The sequence below is a fragment of the Rhodococcus sp. IEGM 1354 genome (genome assembly GCF_030056855.1).
Classification (GTDB): Bacteria; Actinomycetota; Actinomycetes; order Mycobacteriales; family Mycobacteriaceae; genus Rhodococcoides.
In genome coordinates this window covers 13733-29025 of sequence record NZ_JASHKT010000006.1, presented here as the reverse complement: position 1 = coordinate 29025, position 15293 = coordinate 13733, and the positions used below count along the sequence as shown (strand labels likewise).

Annotated in this window: 16 protein-coding genes; 7 read left to right on the top strand and 9 right to left on the bottom strand. The window is 65.9% G+C overall.

The genetic code is table 11. The features are described from left to right. Positions 1-47: 47 nt before the first annotated feature. The 4 genes from QM588_RS14400 to QM588_RS14385 form a co-directional block, all read right to left on the bottom strand. Positions 48-554, bottom strand: a complete 507-nt coding sequence (locus QM588_RS14400) for a YbjN domain-containing protein (protein ID WP_283314233.1) — start codon at positions 552-554, stop codon at positions 48-50. Beyond that, on the bottom strand, positions 551-1879 hold the full coding sequence (gene mshA, locus QM588_RS14395; protein ID WP_283314231.1) for a D-inositol-3-phosphate glycosyltransferase: 1329 nt from the start codon (positions 1877-1879) through the stop codon (positions 551-553). Before mshA ends, QM588_RS14400 begins: the two co-directional genes overlap by 4 nt. A 67-nt stretch (positions 1880-1946) precedes the next feature. Further along, positions 1947-2795 carry an alpha/beta fold hydrolase gene (locus tag QM588_RS14390; RefSeq protein ID WP_283314229.1) on the bottom strand — a complete coding sequence of 283 codons (849 nt, stop codon included), beginning with the start codon at positions 2793-2795 and terminating at the stop codon, positions 1947-1949. An 11-nt stretch (positions 2796-2806) separates the two neighbouring features. Next, positions 2807-4132, bottom strand: coding sequence for an ROK family transcriptional regulator (locus QM588_RS14385; protein WP_283314228.1), 1326 nt, complete (start codon positions 4130-4132; stop codon positions 2807-2809). A 332-nt stretch (positions 4133-4464) separates the two neighbouring features. Here QM588_RS14385 and QM588_RS14380 point away from each other — a divergent pair, with 332 nt between their 5' ends. Continuing rightward, positions 4465-5220 (top strand): SDR family NAD(P)-dependent oxidoreductase, encoded by a 756-nt coding sequence (locus tag QM588_RS14380; RefSeq protein ID WP_283314225.1) that lies wholly within the window; start codon positions 4465-4467, stop codon positions 5218-5220. A 59-nt stretch (positions 5221-5279) separates the two neighbouring features. On the opposite strand, the gene QM588_RS14375 is transcribed toward QM588_RS14380, so the two are convergent. The 3 genes from QM588_RS14375 to QM588_RS14365 form a co-directional block, all read right to left on the bottom strand. Next, on the bottom strand, positions 5280-6518 hold the full coding sequence (locus QM588_RS14375; protein ID WP_283314223.1) for a L,D-transpeptidase: 1239 nt from the start codon (positions 6516-6518) through the stop codon (positions 5280-5282). A gap of 122 nt (positions 6519-6640) precedes the next feature. Then, positions 6641-8191 (bottom strand): MBL fold metallo-hydrolase, encoded by a 1551-nt coding sequence (locus QM588_RS14370; protein ID WP_283314221.1) that lies wholly within the window; start codon positions 8189-8191, stop codon positions 6641-6643. Between the two features lie 62 nt (positions 8192-8253). After that, on the bottom strand, positions 8254-9270 hold the full coding sequence (locus tag QM588_RS14365; protein ID WP_283314220.1) for a UDP-N-acetylmuramate dehydrogenase: 1017 nt from the start codon (positions 9268-9270) through the stop codon (positions 8254-8256). Between the two features lie 57 nt (positions 9271-9327). Here QM588_RS14365 and QM588_RS14360 point away from each other — a divergent pair, with 57 nt between their 5' ends. The 4 genes from QM588_RS14360 to QM588_RS14345 all read left to right on the top strand — a co-directional run bounded on the left by QM588_RS14360 (position 9328) and on the right by QM588_RS14345 (position 12192). After that, positions 9328-9834 carry a DUF2505 domain-containing protein gene (locus QM588_RS14360; protein WP_283314219.1) on the top strand — a complete coding sequence of 169 codons (507 nt, stop codon included), beginning with the start codon at positions 9328-9330 and terminating at the stop codon, positions 9832-9834. Positions 9835-9882: 48 nt separating this feature from the next. Beyond that, positions 9883-10386: a DUF2505 domain-containing protein gene (locus QM588_RS14355; RefSeq protein ID WP_032372341.1), complete on the top strand. Its 504-nt coding sequence runs from the start codon at positions 9883-9885 to the stop codon at positions 10384-10386. Between the two features lie 142 nt (positions 10387-10528). Beyond that, the gene (locus QM588_RS14350) at positions 10529-11224 is read left to right on the top strand and encodes a class I SAM-dependent methyltransferase (protein WP_283314217.1); all 696 of its coding nucleotides are present in this window, start codon (positions 10529-10531) and stop codon (positions 11222-11224) included. Continuing rightward, complete coding sequence (locus tag QM588_RS14345; protein WP_283314214.1) at positions 11221-12192, top strand: GNAT family N-acetyltransferase; 972 nt, start codon at positions 11221-11223, stop codon at positions 12190-12192. Before QM588_RS14350 ends, QM588_RS14345 begins: the two co-directional genes overlap by 4 nt. Before the next feature lie 3 nt (positions 12193-12195). Here the strand turns inward: QM588_RS14345 and QM588_RS14340 are convergent, their stop codons facing one another. Further along, complete coding sequence (locus tag QM588_RS14340) at positions 12196-12783, bottom strand: type IV toxin-antitoxin system AbiEi family antitoxin domain-containing protein (protein ID WP_283314212.1); 588 nt, start codon at positions 12781-12783, stop codon at positions 12196-12198. A gap of 110 nt (positions 12784-12893) precedes the next feature. On the opposite strand from QM588_RS14340, the gene QM588_RS14335 reads away from it, so the two are divergent. Then, complete coding sequence (locus tag QM588_RS14335) at positions 12894-13640, top strand: LmeA family phospholipid-binding protein (protein WP_283314210.1); 747 nt, start codon at positions 12894-12896, stop codon at positions 13638-13640. 94 nt (positions 13641-13734) lie between these two features. Here the strand turns inward: QM588_RS14335 and deoC are convergent, their stop codons facing one another. Further along, a complete protein-coding gene (gene deoC / locus QM588_RS14330; RefSeq protein ID WP_135041367.1) occupies positions 13735-14385 on the bottom strand; it encodes a deoxyribose-phosphate aldolase in 651 nt (216 codons plus the stop codon). 58 nt (positions 14386-14443) lie between these two features. Between deoC and QM588_RS14325 the strand changes: the two genes are divergently transcribed. Further along, complete coding sequence (locus tag QM588_RS14325; protein ID WP_283314209.1) at positions 14444-15286, top strand: class I SAM-dependent methyltransferase; 843 nt, start codon at positions 14444-14446, stop codon at positions 15284-15286. The last annotated feature ends 7 nt before the right edge of the window (positions 15287-15293 follow it).

Genomic DNA, 15293 nt, shown 5'->3' with positions numbered 1-15293 from the left:
TAGGAACCGGACGTTACCGAGGGCAATACCCAGCCGTTTCCGGCGAGTTACGGATGTTCCGGTTCGTCGCTGCTGCCACTGGCCACCAGGTGCTCGAACGCCTTCAGATTCGCGAGTGATTCACCGCGTGACACACGCCAGGCCCATTCGCGCTTGATCGACTCCGCGAAACCCAGCTCGAGCAACACGTTGAAGTCGCCGTCGGCGGCCTCGAGGGTCTGACCGAAGATCCGATCGAGTTCGTCACCGTCGACGGCGCGCAACGACATTCGGCCCACCAGGTAGATGTCGCCGACCTTGTCGATCGTGTAATGCACTCCGTACAGCCGACGGTTGCGACGCAGCAGGTATTTGTAGACGCCCTCGAAGTTCTCGTCGGGCTTGCGGCAGACGAATGCCTCGATGCGCACCCCGTGGTGTCCGACGGTCACCATGGTCGTCGTCTTGAGTTTGCGTTCCCCGGGCAGTTCGACGGTGAACACCTCGCCGCGCCGCGTGTAGTCCAGTTCGCGATCCTTCAGGACCTGGTCGATCAGTTCAGCGGTTTCGCTCATGCAGTCACTGCTCCCGATCTGCGCAATTTCGACAATCCTCGGACTCGACGCGGCGAGAATTCACTCGGTTCCTCGCCTCGATCGAAGTGGAAGCGGGCCTGCCGGTAGCTCTCGATCAGGCCGTCCGCGGTGTGTTCCCACGAGAAGTTTCGCGCATGGAGCGGTGCGGCAATTGCCATCTCGGACAACGCTGCTCGATCGACGAGCATCGACGCCAAGGCGTCGGCCCAGTCGGTGATGCGGTGTCCCTGCACCAGTCGCCCGGTTTCACCCGATCGCACCGCGACACCGAGCCCGCCGACATCGGCTGCGAGAACCGGTGTTCCGCAGGCCTGGGCTTCGATCGCCACCAGTCCGAACGATTCGTTGTAGCTCGGCACCGCAACGAGATCGGCGGCTCGATACACCTGCGCCAGGCGAGCGGACGGCTGCGGCGGCAGAAACGTGACATGCGGGGTGATTCCGAGCGTGTCGGCCAGATCGATCAGACTGTCGGGTCGGTCCAACCCGCTGCCGGACGGTCCACCGACGATCAGTATCCGCAGCGGCATGCTCGGATGTCGTTGCAGCACTTCGGCGGCCGCAGCGACCAGAACGTCGGGGGCCTTGAGAGGTTGGATCCGCCCGACGAATGCGACGACGGCCTCGTCCTGGGAGAGTCCGAGTTCCGCGCGTGCGGCCCGCTTGTCTCCCGGATTGTATTGCGCCAGATCGGCTCCCGGGGCAACCACGTCGATCGAGTCCTGCGAGGCTCCGTAGATCTCGACGAGAGACTTCGCTTCCTCGGTCGTATTGGCAATCAGCCGGTCCGCCTCGGCGACCACCTGCTGCTCGCCGATCTGACGGGCCGCGGGCTCGGGTGCGTCGCCCTGAGCCAGGGACGCGTTCTTGACGGCGGCGAGGGTGTGCGCCGTGTGCACCAACGGCACTCCCCAGCGATCACGCGCCAACCAACCCACCTGACCCGACAGCCAGTAGTGGGAATGAACCAGGTCGTAGTAGCCGGGCTCGTGCCGAGCTTCCTCGCGGAGCACCCCGGCCGCGAACGCACACAGTTGCGTGGGCAGGTCGTGTTTGTCCAGACCCTCGAACGGGCCCGCGACGATGTTGCGCACCAGCACCCCGGGAGCAGCCTCGACGACCGGCGCATCGCTCGACGACGTCGCGCGGGTGAATATCTCGACCTCGACGCCGCGTTCGGCCAACTGCTTGGCGCTCTGCAATACGTAGACGTTCATTCCCCCGGCATCGCCCGTTCCGGGCTGCGCCAGCGGGGAGGTATGCAAGGACAACACAGCGACCCTGTTCAGCCGGCGTCCAGTCACTTCTTCAGCGTGCACGCCTCCACATTACGTCGCCACGTCTGCCGCTTCGCACGGCCTGCGCTTTTGCTCACCCGTCCAGACTGTCGACGAATTCGCTCACCTCGCCGAGGAAGCGCTGCGGATCGGCGACGAACGGTCCGTGGTCGACGCCGTCCCAGTACGACGCGCCGGCTCCGGGAATCAGGTCCGCGGCGTGCCGACCGGCCGAGACATCGACAACGGTGTCCGCGGTTCCGTGCAGCACGAATGCGGGAAGATCGAGGTTGCGCAGCAGCTCGTCGTGGCCGACGGTCCGATCGAACAGCGCGGCGCGAACCCTCGGCCTGGTGGACAGGGTCAGGCCGAACAGGGCCTGCGCCTCGGTGCCCTTTCCCTCGACGGGGCCTGTCAACGCATTACCGAAACTACCCAGCGCCTTGATGGCGATACGCGGTTCTTCGGCCATCGCCCCGGGGATCGCCGCCCGCATGGCCGTGCCCACCCGTCCGCCGGCTTCTCCCCTGCCGATGCTCGTGATCGCGCCGACGAGCACGATGCCCGCGATCGCGTCCGAGCCGTGGGTCGCGAGATAGTCGCAGATCACCAGCCCGCCGTACGACCACCCCAGCAGCACTGCGCCTGCCGTGATGTTCTCGGCGTCCAGCACCGCGGCCACGTCCCCGGCCCAGATCTTCGAATCGTCGTATCCGGTCGCGGGGGCATCGGAGTAACCGTGACCACGGAGGTCGACGGCGACGACGCGATAGCGCGCGGACAGATCGGCCAGCAGCCCGTCGCCCCAGCACGCCGAACTCTGCGCCCACCCGTGCAGCAGAACCAGCGGTCTCGCCGCCGGGTCACCGATGACGCGGTAGACGATGTTCGTTCCGTCGATGCCGGTGGCCTGCCGAACCGGTCCTGCTGCAGGGGTGCTCATGTGGGGTCAACTTACGCGGCTGCTCGGCGCATCGAGGCCAGTGGATCCGAGTACAGGGAACTGAGCGAAACCACCGTTGCGGCGAACTCCTGCACCCTGTCCCCGAATCCGGTGACCCGAATGTCCCTGCGCGGCAACGTCGAGTTGGCGGCGAAGGCCTCCCCCACGTGCGGAATCCCAGCGGGATACGCCGTGAACGCCTGGCCGCCGAGTACCACTCGATCCGGATTGAACATATCGCGTAACAAGGCGACCGTTCGGCCCAGCGTGACGGCACGTTCGACGAGCAATTCCCGAGCGGCCTCCGAACCGTCGGTCGCGGCTCGGTACACGGCGGAGATAGTCGGCCGGGGTTGCGGGGCAGTCATCTGGGTCGCTCCGCGGGCTACGCCCGCGATGATGTTGCGGTCGATCGCCGCGGTCACGATCGCGCGATCGCTGACGGCCGCTTCGAGGCACCCCCGGTTGCCGCAGCTGCACAGCACCGACGAGCCGGTGGGCAGGTGAGCGATCGACCCGGGTCCGCTGGACGGAGTGTGCACGCGCCCGTCGATCGTCAGCGCCATACCTGCGCTTTCGCGTGCATAGAAGTAGAGCGAGGTGCCGGTGCTGCTCGGCGGAGCAGGGGCGTCGGATACGCGGGGCGCGAGCAGAAGTTCCGACGCCGCCATCGCTTCGACGTGGCCGGACACAGAGATCGGTAGCCCCAGCCCACCGCCGATGACGGTGGCGACCTGGGCGTTCTCCCAGCCCAGACGCGGATGATCGACGGTACCGGTCGTCGTGTCGACACGGCCGCCGAGGGCAACCCCCACCCACAGTGGGGTGCGCCGATGCCATCTGCCGGCGAAGGCCCCGGCGCTGCGGGTGATCGAGACGAGCGCCGCATCGGCGGACCCGCTGGGCGTGGGAATCTCGACAGCCCCCAGGATCTTTCCGCGCGGGTCGCTGACGATGATCCCGGTGACGACGGCACCGATATGGATCCCGATCGTCGAGAACGGCTCGTGATTGACCTCGAACGGCACCCGGGGTCGTCCGATCGCACCGGCGGCCGTGAGGTCCGCGCGCTCGCGTAGCAATCCGACGCCGAGCAGAGCAGACACCTGACGATTGACCGTGGCGGTACTCAAACCCGTTGTACGAGCGGCACTGTCACGCGATATCGGGCCTTCGACGCACGCGACCCGCAGCACCGATGCCGCGGGACTGTCGGCAATCCGCAGATCGGGCGCGACGAGCTGGACCCGCGATCGCGACGGGGTGTGGCCGGTGGACCGCGCCGGCGAGCGCAGGGCGGTGGGGCGAGAGTGGTGGTGCAGCGTGGATACGGACATCCGTCGAGTTCCTCAGCAGTGGAGACCTTCGTCTTGTGTACGACGTCGACAAAGGTGCGAAGTGATGCAGGTCAAGGGGTGAGGCGGACCCGAGAGGTCCACGTCACGCGAATCGACTGTCCGTAGCGCGAGAAGGCTAGAGACAGGTTCCTTGGCCGAGACAACACAATTCCCGAGGAAGCGGGAGGCGAGACCCGAGGGACGCGGTCACATAGGTGACCCGCATCGCGGTGGTCTCGCTGGCGGACATGAACCCAAAATTAGCACTCGACACCCGATTGTCCAATCGGGCCCGTCCGGATGCGCTGTTTCTCCCGAACTAGAATTTCTCCATGACCTCGCCCGCACACATCGCACCCGATACCCGCATCGCCGTCGTCACCGGAGCGAGTTCCGGCATCGGCGCGGCCACTGCGCGCCAACTCGCCGCCGACGGATTCCACGTCGTCATCGGCGCACGCAGGCTCGACCGCCTCGAAGAATTGGCGTCGGAGATCAATGGCACCGCCCTGGAACTCGATGTGACGGACGAGGATTCGGTGGCCGCCTTCACCGCCGTCATTCCCCGCGTCGACGTCCTGATCAACAATGCCGGTGGCGCAAAGGGATTGGCCCCGGTGATCGACGCCGACCTCGACGACTGGCGCTGGATGTGGGAGACCAACGTTCTCGGCACACTCCGCGTCACGAAAGCGTTGCTGCCCAAGCTGATCGATTCCGGTGACGGCCTGATCGTCACCATCACCTCCGTCGCGGCATTCGAGGCCTACGACAACGGCTCGGGCTACACCTCCGCCAAACATGCTCAGGCCGTACTGCATCGGACGCTGCGCGGAGAGCTGCTCGGCAAGCCCGTGCGGTTGACCGAGGTCGCGCCGGGTGCCGTGGAAACCGAGTTCTCACTCGTCCGCTTCGACGGTGACGCGGCCAAGGCCGACGCGGTCTACCAGGGCATCACGCCGTTGGTGGCAAGCGACATCGCCGAGGTGATCGGCTTCGTCGCCTCGCGCCCGTCGCACGTCAATCTCGATCAGATCATCATCAAGCCACGCGATCAGGCCGGTCCGGGGCGCTTCTCCCGCAAGTAGCCCATGTGAGTGGAACTTCGTAGTGGGCTACGAGGTTCCACTCACATGCGCGCAGCGCTCTACCCAGCGGGCGCAGGTGCCGTCGTCGTCGCGGGTGCCGTTGTCGCAGGCGTCGTCGTTGCTGGTGCCCCGCCGGCCGGGAGCGCCGACATCGACTCCCACGTCGGCCAGTCGATGGCCCAGTCGTACAGGTCACCGTCCGCTGCGGAGAGGTCGATGCGGGTCCCGGTGACCTCCACCGGGTCGCCGTACATCGCCGTGCCGAAGTACTGCTGCGCGTCCTCGGTCGAGAGGTTGATACATCCGTTGGTGACGTTCGATGCGCCCTGCACGCCGGTGGTCAGCGGGTTGGCGTGAATGAACTCGCCGTTGTTGGAGATGCGCACCGCCCAGCGTTCGCGCACGTTCTCGTAGAACGGCGGGTTCGACATCAGGAAGTCCTCGTGCTTCTCGGTGACGACGTGGATGCCGCTGCGGGTGACGTTGCGGTCCTCGTTGCCTTCGCCGTAGCTGACGGGAATGTCCATGATCGTCGCGCCGTCGCGCACCACCTGCATGCGGTGGCTGGTGGCGTCGGCGACGACGACCTGGCTGCGTCCGATGCTGAAGTTCAGGGTGACGTCGTCGGCACCGTAAGCACCGTCGCCGTAGTTCACGCCGTAGAGCTTGGCGTTCACCGAGACCGTCGTACCGGGCGTCCAGTAGTTGGTGGGACGCCAGTGGATGCGCGAGCCGTTGTCGTCGGGGAACCACGCCCACGCGCCGGGCGTCGGCGGGTTGGTGGTGACGGTCAGCGCCTTCTCGACGGCTGCCTTGTCCTCGATCGCCGAGTCGAACTGCAGGATGATCGGCGCTGCGATGCCGACTTCCTGGCCGTCGCCGATGTTGGTGCTCACCGAGGTGCGACTGTCCGGTTCGACGGTGGTGAAGCTGCCCTCGATCGGCACGGTCTTGTCGTCCGCGCCGACGGCCGATCCCGACCACGTGTACTTCACCCCGTACCCGAGCGGCTCGGTGACGGCGTAGGACGCCTTGTCGGGTGCCAGCGCCCCCTGAACGACCTTGCCGTCCGGGTTCGTCAACTCGACCTGGGTGAGCGTTCCGTTCGTCACCGACAACGAGATGGGTGCGACGGGGCTGACGTCGGTGGCACCTTCGGCCGGGTTCTGCGTGATCTGCGCGACGGGCGCTGCCTCGGTCGTCGGTGCCGAAGCACCCGGGCTCTTGTCGCCCGATCCGACGGTGCAGCCGGCTACTAGGGCAACCAGTGCGACGAGCACGGTGACCAACCACACCATGCGCGTCCGTTTTGTCTGTTCTACCTGCTCATGCACGTTGTCCAACGTACCTGCGTCTGCGAACTACCACACATTTCCCACTGTTTTTGGGGGCAGTCTCACAGCGGACCGTCGACGACGAGTCAGAGCTTCTGCGAGCGCAGCTCGTGTCCCTTCGACGTCAGGCAGCGGCCCGAGTCCAGGTTCCAGTCCCAGCCGTGCAGGTTGCAGGTGAGCTTGTTTCCTTCGACGATGCCGAACTTCGTCAGGTCCGCCTTCAGGTGCGGGCAGCGACGTTGAATTTCGTAGCCGCCCATCGTGATGGTGGCCGTGTCGTCGTGCGCCTCGGAGAACCACCCGTCCGCGTAGGCGATGCGTTCGTCGGTGAGGCACTTGAAGAACGTGTACAGGAACTCGTTGTACCCGCCGACCCGTCGGGCCCGGAACCGGGTGGACAGGAAGATCGAGTTGACCCAGTCCGGCTCCTGATCACGCACTGCGGTGCGTACGAGTTCTGGCGGGATGGTGAAGCTGTAACGGAATTTCTCGTTCGAGATCGGTTCTCGGACAATCCTTTTCGGGAAGTCCAGCACAACCGTCTCGTCGCCCATCGTAATTCCGACGGGGTAGCCGATGCCGTCGCAGATCAGATCCGTCTGCGCCATGATCGGCTCGAAGAGTCCGCGCAGCGGCTCGAGGAGCGGCTCTCCCTCGGCCGGTGCCCAGCCTGCCTTCTCGGCCGCGATCACCGACGCCTGACGCTGGGCGTAGGCCTCGATGTACTCGGCTTTGCCGGTGGTGAAGATGGCTTCGGCGTCGGCCGTGGGAATGGGATGCTCATGAGACTTCAGGGCCGCGCCCTCGAACGTGGCCGTCGTACCCGGAATCATCAGCAGACCCTTGTCGTGGCCGTGCAGTCGCATCTGCTCGAGAAACACCATCTGGTCCGGGAACACGTTGGCCGGGTCGCCGTAGACGTCGTTGAGCGAGCGCAGTTCGTCGTCGAGGAAACACGGCGGGCCCGCCGACGGAATAACCCAGGTGGAGCCGACCTGCTCGATGTACTGGCGCGCACGATCCATCTGTCGCTGACGCTTCTGGATACCGAAGTTCCGCTTCGCGCGCGAGACCATGTCGTAGACCATCGGGTACCAGATCGCGCCCGAGTACTGCAGCATGTGGACGTCGACCGGACCGAATTGCTCGGTCATCATGTCCAGATCCACCGGCCGCGCGTCGTTCATGTTGAACGCGACGGTCTTCCCATCGGACACCACCAGGCCGGAGTCGCCGATCGGGCCGTCGGCAGGCGCGCGGAGCGCGATGATCATGATGTCGAGGTCGCCCTTGGGCCCGGTCAGCGTGTGCTTGACCGAGTCGGTGGTCTCGTAGAACTTGTGGAAGCCGAGCTTCTCCAGCTCGTGCTTGAGATCGAGCACCGGGTAGTCCGGCAGCAACACCGTCGCGTCCTTGTTGACGTGTTCGGCCAGGTTCTTCGGATCGAAGTGGTCCTTGTGCAGGTGCGAGACGTAGAGGTAATCGCAATCACCCAACTCGTCCCAGTCCAGGCCCGAGTTGTCGGGGAACGGGAACCACGACGCGTAGAACGACGGATTCACCCACGGATCGCACAGGATGCTCCCGGCGTCGGTCCGAATATGGAATCCCGCATGTCCCACGCTGGTGACCTGCACTGATTTACCTCCTACGAGCTTTCACTTGCAAAGCTCCATCGTATGCGCCGTTTCCGGCGGCTCTAACCCAGCGCGCAGTTGACGAGGTCACACTCGGGGGTCAGCGTGACCCCGAACTTCTCCTGCACACCGTCTCGGACGTGCGCGGCAAGAGCCATGATGTCCGACGCGGTGGCCCCGCCCCGGTTGGTGATCGCGAGTACATGTTTGGTCGACAGGGCCGCGGTACCGCGGCCGAACTCGGTGCCGTAGCCCCGAGGGAATCCCGAGTTCTGAATGAGCCAGGCCGCCGGAATCTTGGTGCCGGCCGGGTCGGGGAAGCTCGGCGCGTGGGTTGCCTGCTCCGGCACCTCCGGCAACACCGGGTTGAGGAAGAACGACCCCACGCTCCACGTGTCGTGATCGGCCGCGGCCAGCACCATTCCACGCTCACCGCGCAGCGCGAGCACCGCTGCGCGTACGTCGGGCACCGGAACGACGTCGCCGATCTGCACATCGAGCCGCTCCGACAACGCCGCGTAGCGCACCGGCAGTGATTCGGTGGTCTTCTTCAGCGCGAACGTCACGTCCAGAATCACGTAGCGCGACGATCGCTTGAACACCGACGAGCGATGCGTTCCGAATCCGCACTGCTCCGGCGTCCACACCGACGTCTCCTGGGTCTGCCGGTCGTAGACGGTGAGACTGTGCAGCAATTCCGACGTCGACGCACCGTAGGCCCCGACGTTCTGAATCGGCGTCGCGCCGGTCGTTCCAGGAATCCCCGAGAGTGCCTCCATCCCGGACAGACCTGCATCGATCGTCGCCTGCACGACGGCATCCCACTCGACGCCCGCATCGACGGTCACGATCTCTCCGTCGATGTCCAGTCGCGAACCGGTCACCCGAATCACCCGACCGTCGAACCCGTCGTCGCCGACGACCAGGTTCGATCCCCCGCCGACGACCAGCACGTCTGTTCCCGCCCGGTCCGCGTCGCGCACGGCAGACACCAGTTCGTCACCCGTCGTCGCGACACAGAATTCACGGGCTGGGCCGCCCACCCGGATGGTGGTGAGTTCGGAAATTGCAGTAGGCACGGACTCCCACGCTACCGGTCGCACACGAACGCGAGAGTCACCCGGTAACCTGCGGGGATGCCTCGCCCTATTGAGCACAGTTCGACTGTGCCCGCCTCCGCCGACAAGGTCCACGCAGCGCTGACCTCCGAGCAGTACTGGAAGGACCGCATCGAGCAGATCGGCGGCCCCGGTGCCAGCTTGAAGAGCGTCACCGTCGGCGACGGCACCATCGACGTCGTCATGACCCAGTCGGTCCCCGAAGATGAGTTGCCGTCCGCGGTGACCGCCTTCAAGAAGGGCGACCTCATCATCGAACGCACCGAGAGCTGGGGACGGTTCGACGGCACCCATGCCGCGGGCACCTTCGGAGCCACCGTCGAAGGAGCACCCGCGCGCATCACCGGCACCACCAGCCTCGACGGTAAGGGCGAGACGACCACCGTCGCTCTGGCCGGCACCACCGAGGTCAAGGTCCCCATCTTCGGCGGGAAGATCGAAGCGATGATCAGCGAGCAGGTCCTCTCGCTCATCGACAACGAGCAGGACTTCACCGGTAACTGGATTGCCGCGAACACGAACTGAGCAACCGGGTCGTTCCGCAGGCTCCACTCCTGGGTAACCTGGCGCACTATGGCTCGCCGAATGAACTACTCTGCCCGGTTCACCCACTCGACGCAGCAGGTCTATGCAGCGCTGTCCAGTCGCGATCATTGGGACGCGCGCATCGAGGAGATGCGTAAGTATTCGGAGAACGAGCTGAAGAGCTTCGAGGTGTCCGACGCCGGAATCGACATCGTGATGCACCACGTCATTCCCCGTACCGAATTACCCGACATCGCACAGACGGTGATGAAGAAAGACATGGTCATCACCCGCAACGTGCATTTCGACGCGTACGGGGAAACCACGGCGGGGCACTACGACGCGTCGATTCCGGCCGGACCCGGCTCACTCAAGGGCACCACCTCGCTGTTCCCCACCAACGGTGGCTCGACGCTGCGCACGTCCTCCGAGGCCAAGGTGTTCCTGCCGTTCATCGGCGGCAAACTCGAACAGCTGATGCTCGTCAACCTCATCGACCTGTGGCGCGGCGAGGGCGAAGTGACCGCGACCTGGCTCGAGAAGAACGCCTAGCCCACTGAAGCCTCCTCACCGGGGTCGTTCCGCAGGCTCCACTCCCCATCCGGGTCGTTCCGCAGGCTCCACTCCTGCTGAAGGCGTCATCACTCGCGGCACCACCGGCATCAACCGGTTGCGTCGCAGCGACCGGTGGTTGATGCACGATCCCGATGTGCGACGCGTCCTGCTCGAGTCACCGGATCCCCTCGTCGTCGACCTCGGGTACGGGGCGATGCCGAACACCACCCTCGAACTCGCCGGACGCCTCCGCACGATTCGGCCCGATGTTCGCGTCACCGGTCTCGAAATCGATCCCGCGCGGGTCGTCGAAGGAAGCGACGGCGTCGAATTCGCCCGTGGCGGTTTCGAGTTGGCCGGACTGCGACCGAATCTGGTGCGGGCCTTCAACGTGCTGCGGCAATATCCCGAGGACGCGGTTCCTGGTGCCTGGCACCGCATTCTGTCGGGCCTGGCACCCGGCGGCCTGCTGGTCGACGGCACGTGCGACGAACTCGGTCGACGCTGCGCATGGGTGCTGCTCGACGCCGACGGGCCGCGATCTCTGACCCTGGCCTGGGACCCGTTCGATGTCGAGATGCCGTCGGACATCGCGGAGCGGCTTCCGAAAGTGTTGATACACCGCAACATCGAGGGCGAGCTGATCCACGATGTGCTCCGCCGCGCCGACCGCGCGTGGTCGGTCTCGGCACCACTGGCACCGTTCGGACCCCGACTGCGGTGGCGGGCGTCCTTGAAAGTGCTTGCCGAGCAAGGACTCCCGGTTGCACTCCCCCGCCGCCGCATGCGAGACAACGTGCTCACGGTGCCCTGGTCCACGGTCGCCCCGACGTGACCGATCCTGCTGCGAAGGAGATCCGCATGGACGTCCCTGATCTTCTCACTGTGAGGCCGTGCGAGCCCGGCGACCTCGAGGTCCTCGAGCAGTGGCGCACTGCGGAACCAGTCGAGTGGGTCGATTCAGCTCGCCTCCGCGCGGACATGGCATCGGGCAATTACCGGTTCGAGTGGATATGGCTGGCCGAACGCGCCGGCCGTCCGGTCGGGCGCGCGGTGTGGTGGGGCCGTTCCGACGCAACCAGCCCGGTCACCCTCGACTGCCTGTCGGTCGCCCCGAACGAGGAGAGACCGGACGACGTCGGCGCTGCCCTGGTCGGTGCCGCCCGTGCAGCGTTCGATCACAGCACCGCACTGGAGTTCAATGTCGATGTGCCGGTGGGGAACTCGATGGACCACTCTCTGTCACGGGCGTTGGAGTGGCGCGCATCGGCTGCACACAGGGGCGGTTTCACCCGCACGACCGAACGCGTTTCGTTCGCCCGGACGGCCGACAACCCGCGGCCCGAGACGTCGACCCGCCTGCGCTTCTCGGCGGGCACCGATGCAGAGTTCCTCGAAGTGTTCGAGGCCGTCGCAGCCGGAAGCCTGGACTCCCACACTCGAGAGATGGTCGCCGAGCACGGCGTCGCCGCACTCGCCGCGGACGATCTCGCCTTCTACGGTTCGCTACCGGGGCGGCGGGAGTCCTGGCAGATCGCGGGCCGACTGGACGGCACGACGGTGGGCTTCGTCGTGCCGACGAGAAATGCCTACGACGCGGCCATCAGCTATCTCGGGGTGCTCCCCGAGCATCGTGGTCAGGGCTATGTCGACGATCTACTGTCCGAGATGGTCCGGATACACCACGACGACGGGCAGCACCGGATAGTCGGAACCACCGATGCGGCAAATGTACCCATGCGGGCAGCCTTCGAGCGCGCAGGCTTCGTCGTCACCCGCACCCGGATCGTGCACGCGGGCTAGCGATCACGTACAGGCGGACAGCGCCAGTTCGACGCGTTCGGCCACTCGATCGGTGCTGCCGCTGGCCTCGGAGTACAACGCCTGCGGGTCGACGCGACCGATGGCCACGGCGTCGCCCACCACCTCGTCGAGGGTGATCTGCGAGATTCCGCCCGCCGCGAGGTCGAGAACCGTGCGCACCGGAGTGGTGATGTTGAACGTGCCGGCCGATTCGACGTCACGCGGCTCGAGCTGCAGTCGGTGGACTGCCAGACGGGTGTCGGTCAGTCGTAGGTCGCCGAACGCGCAGAGGTGTACGAACTGCGGGTGCAGGTGACCGAAACCGTGCAGTTCGGCGGCGCTCTGATGTGAAATCACCGCCTCGCCGCCGAACCACGCGCACCACATGGCGAACACTTCGAGTTCGCTGTGCGGCCACTGTCCGAGCCGAAACAGGTTGCGCTCGACGCGAGTCCACGTGGCCGTGGCCAGGTTGACGCGCACCATCGCAGAATCGAAGCCGAGTTCACCGGCCTGTTCGGCGGTGAAGTAGCCGTCCTGCCGGGTAGCGAGCGAGTGCAGCTCCTGCACACTCGGTCCTATCGTGCTCATGCAGCAAGAGTACGTGAGAATGTGTTACACATCACAAACTTTGGCCGCCAATCCCCGGACTCGGTGAGTTTCACAGAGCTTGCTCAGAAACATCGGGAAGACTGCCGGGAATGACATCCTCAGCCAGGCGCAGCACAGTACCGCTGATCGCAGTCTCCGTTGTTGTTGTCCTCCTCGTCGCCGTCATCGGCGGAGAACTGTTCGTTCGGCAGCAGATCAAATCCTGCCTCGCCGGCCAGCTCGAGTCCGAGCTCGGCAGCCAGGTGGAGGTGGGTCTCGGCTTCAAACCGGTCTTGCTGTCCTTGGTCGACAAGAAGGTTTCGTCGGTGACCGTCGACAGCGACGATGCCCGATTCGGTCCGGCCGAGGGCATGGTCGTCCACGCCGAGGCAAACGATCTGAACCTGACCCAGAGCGCCGACAGCGGCGGCACCATCGGCAGCTCGAGTGCCGACATCTCGTGGTCGACCGACGGCATCACTCGCACCCTGCAGAGCCAGGGCATCGGTGCGATCGTCTCGGGCGTCACGTCCGACGCGTCGGCGGGCACCCTCGAGTTCGCCGTCGGCGCGCTCGCGAAGCTGACCGTCAAGCCACAGGTCACGGGCGGCAAGGTCGATGTCCAGACCGTCGACGCGTCGATTCTGGGCCTGGGAATCCCTACCGATCTGGTCGATTCCGTCGTCGGCGTGCTCACCGACAGCCTGCAGGCGTACCCGCTGGACATGGCCCCGACGTCGCTGACCGTCACCGACTACGGCATCGAACTCGCCCTCGAAGGCGGCCAGTACACCATCCCGGCCACTCAGCAGAACCAGAATCAGCAGACGCCCGAGGGTTGCTCGCTGGTTGCGTAATCCATGTGAGTGGAACCTCGTAGTGGGCTACGAGGCAGGAGTGGAGCCTGCGGAACGACCTGAAGGCGCAGCGCTCACATGCGACGCAGTCGCTCTACCCCAGCCCGTCGAGTACCGCGCGGGTGCCCGAGAGCCCCAACCGCGTGGCACCGGCGTCGATCATGGCCAGGGCGGCGTCCGTGGTGCGGATGCCGCCGCTGGCTTTGACGCCCAGTCGTCCGCCGACGGTCTCGGCCATCAGCCGCACCGCCTCGACGCTCGCGCCGCCAGCGGGATGGAATCCGGTGGATGTCTTGACGAAGTGAGCACCGGCCTTCTCCGCGGCGCGGCACACTTCGACGATCGCCTCGTCGGACAGCGCTGCCGATTCGATGATCACCTTGAGTACGGCGTCGCCGATGCCTTCGCGGACGGTCACGATGTCGGCCAGCACGGCGTTGTAGTCCCCGGCAATGGCCGCGCCGACGTCGATCACCATGTCGACCTCGTCGGCCCCCTGCTGCACGGCCAGCCGCGCCTCGGATCCCTTGATCAGCGAATGGTGCTTGCCCGACGGGAATCCGGCAACTACTGCGGTGAGCATTCCCTCGGCGCGAATCGGCAGCATCGACGGGGAGACGCACACGGCGAGCACTCCCAGCTCGCGACCTTCCTCGATGAGGGCCTCCACGTCGGCGGCAGTGGCCTCCGGCTTGAGCAGGGTGTGATCGACCATTCCGGCGAGGGCAGCGCGGGTGAGTGTCATGAACCCAGCTTTTCACAGCACCGCATGTCGCGGCCCTGTCGGTCTACCATTCTCGGCTATGGACGCAGCCTCGCTCGCCGACACGTTCAACGCCACCAGCAGCGAGTTCGACGCGGTGACGCCGCTGGTCTGGGGCCCGGCCGGGCAGTCGCTGACATTCGCTCTCGGGTTGCGATCCGGCGACGCCGTACTGGACGTGTGTTCCGGCACGGGAGCGTCCGCGCTCCTCGCCGCAGCAGCTGTCGGTCCCGACGGCCTGGTCCATGCCGTCGACCTGGCCGACGACCTGCTGGAGGTGGGCCGGGTGAAAGCCACCGAGCGCGCCCTGCGCAACATCGACTTCGTCGTCGCCGACGCCACGGCCTGGGAACCGCCGTCGACCGTTCCCGACGCCGGATACGACGCCCTGGCCTGTTCGTACGGCATCTTTTTCCTGCCGGATCCCGAGCGGGACTTCTCGCGTCTGGTGTCGCTGGTCCGGCCGGGTGGCGGCGTCGGGGTGACGGTCTGGCGTCAGGGCGCGATCGAGGCGTTCTCCCGTGCGTACTTCGAGGTGATCGCAGCACATTCGCCGTCCACCGAGCAGGTGGGCCGCCTCGCGCAGGAGGGGTACGACAAGCACCCGATCCGGCGGATGGAGACGGCCGATCTGCTGGGTACGTGGCTCGCGGCGGCCGGTACGACGGACGTCCGGGTGGTCGAGCTGAGCAATCATGCACCCGCCACGGAGTCGTTCGTGTGGAGCTTCGTGTTGGGCAGTGCTCTGCGCGGTGCCCTCACCCCGTTCGACGACGCAGCCGTCGGGCGGATTCGAGCGGACTTGTTCGCGTCGCTGACCGAGCGCGGCATCGATTCGATCGATCTCGGGACACTGGTGGCAACCGGGTTGCGAGCGCCCTGAGAGAATT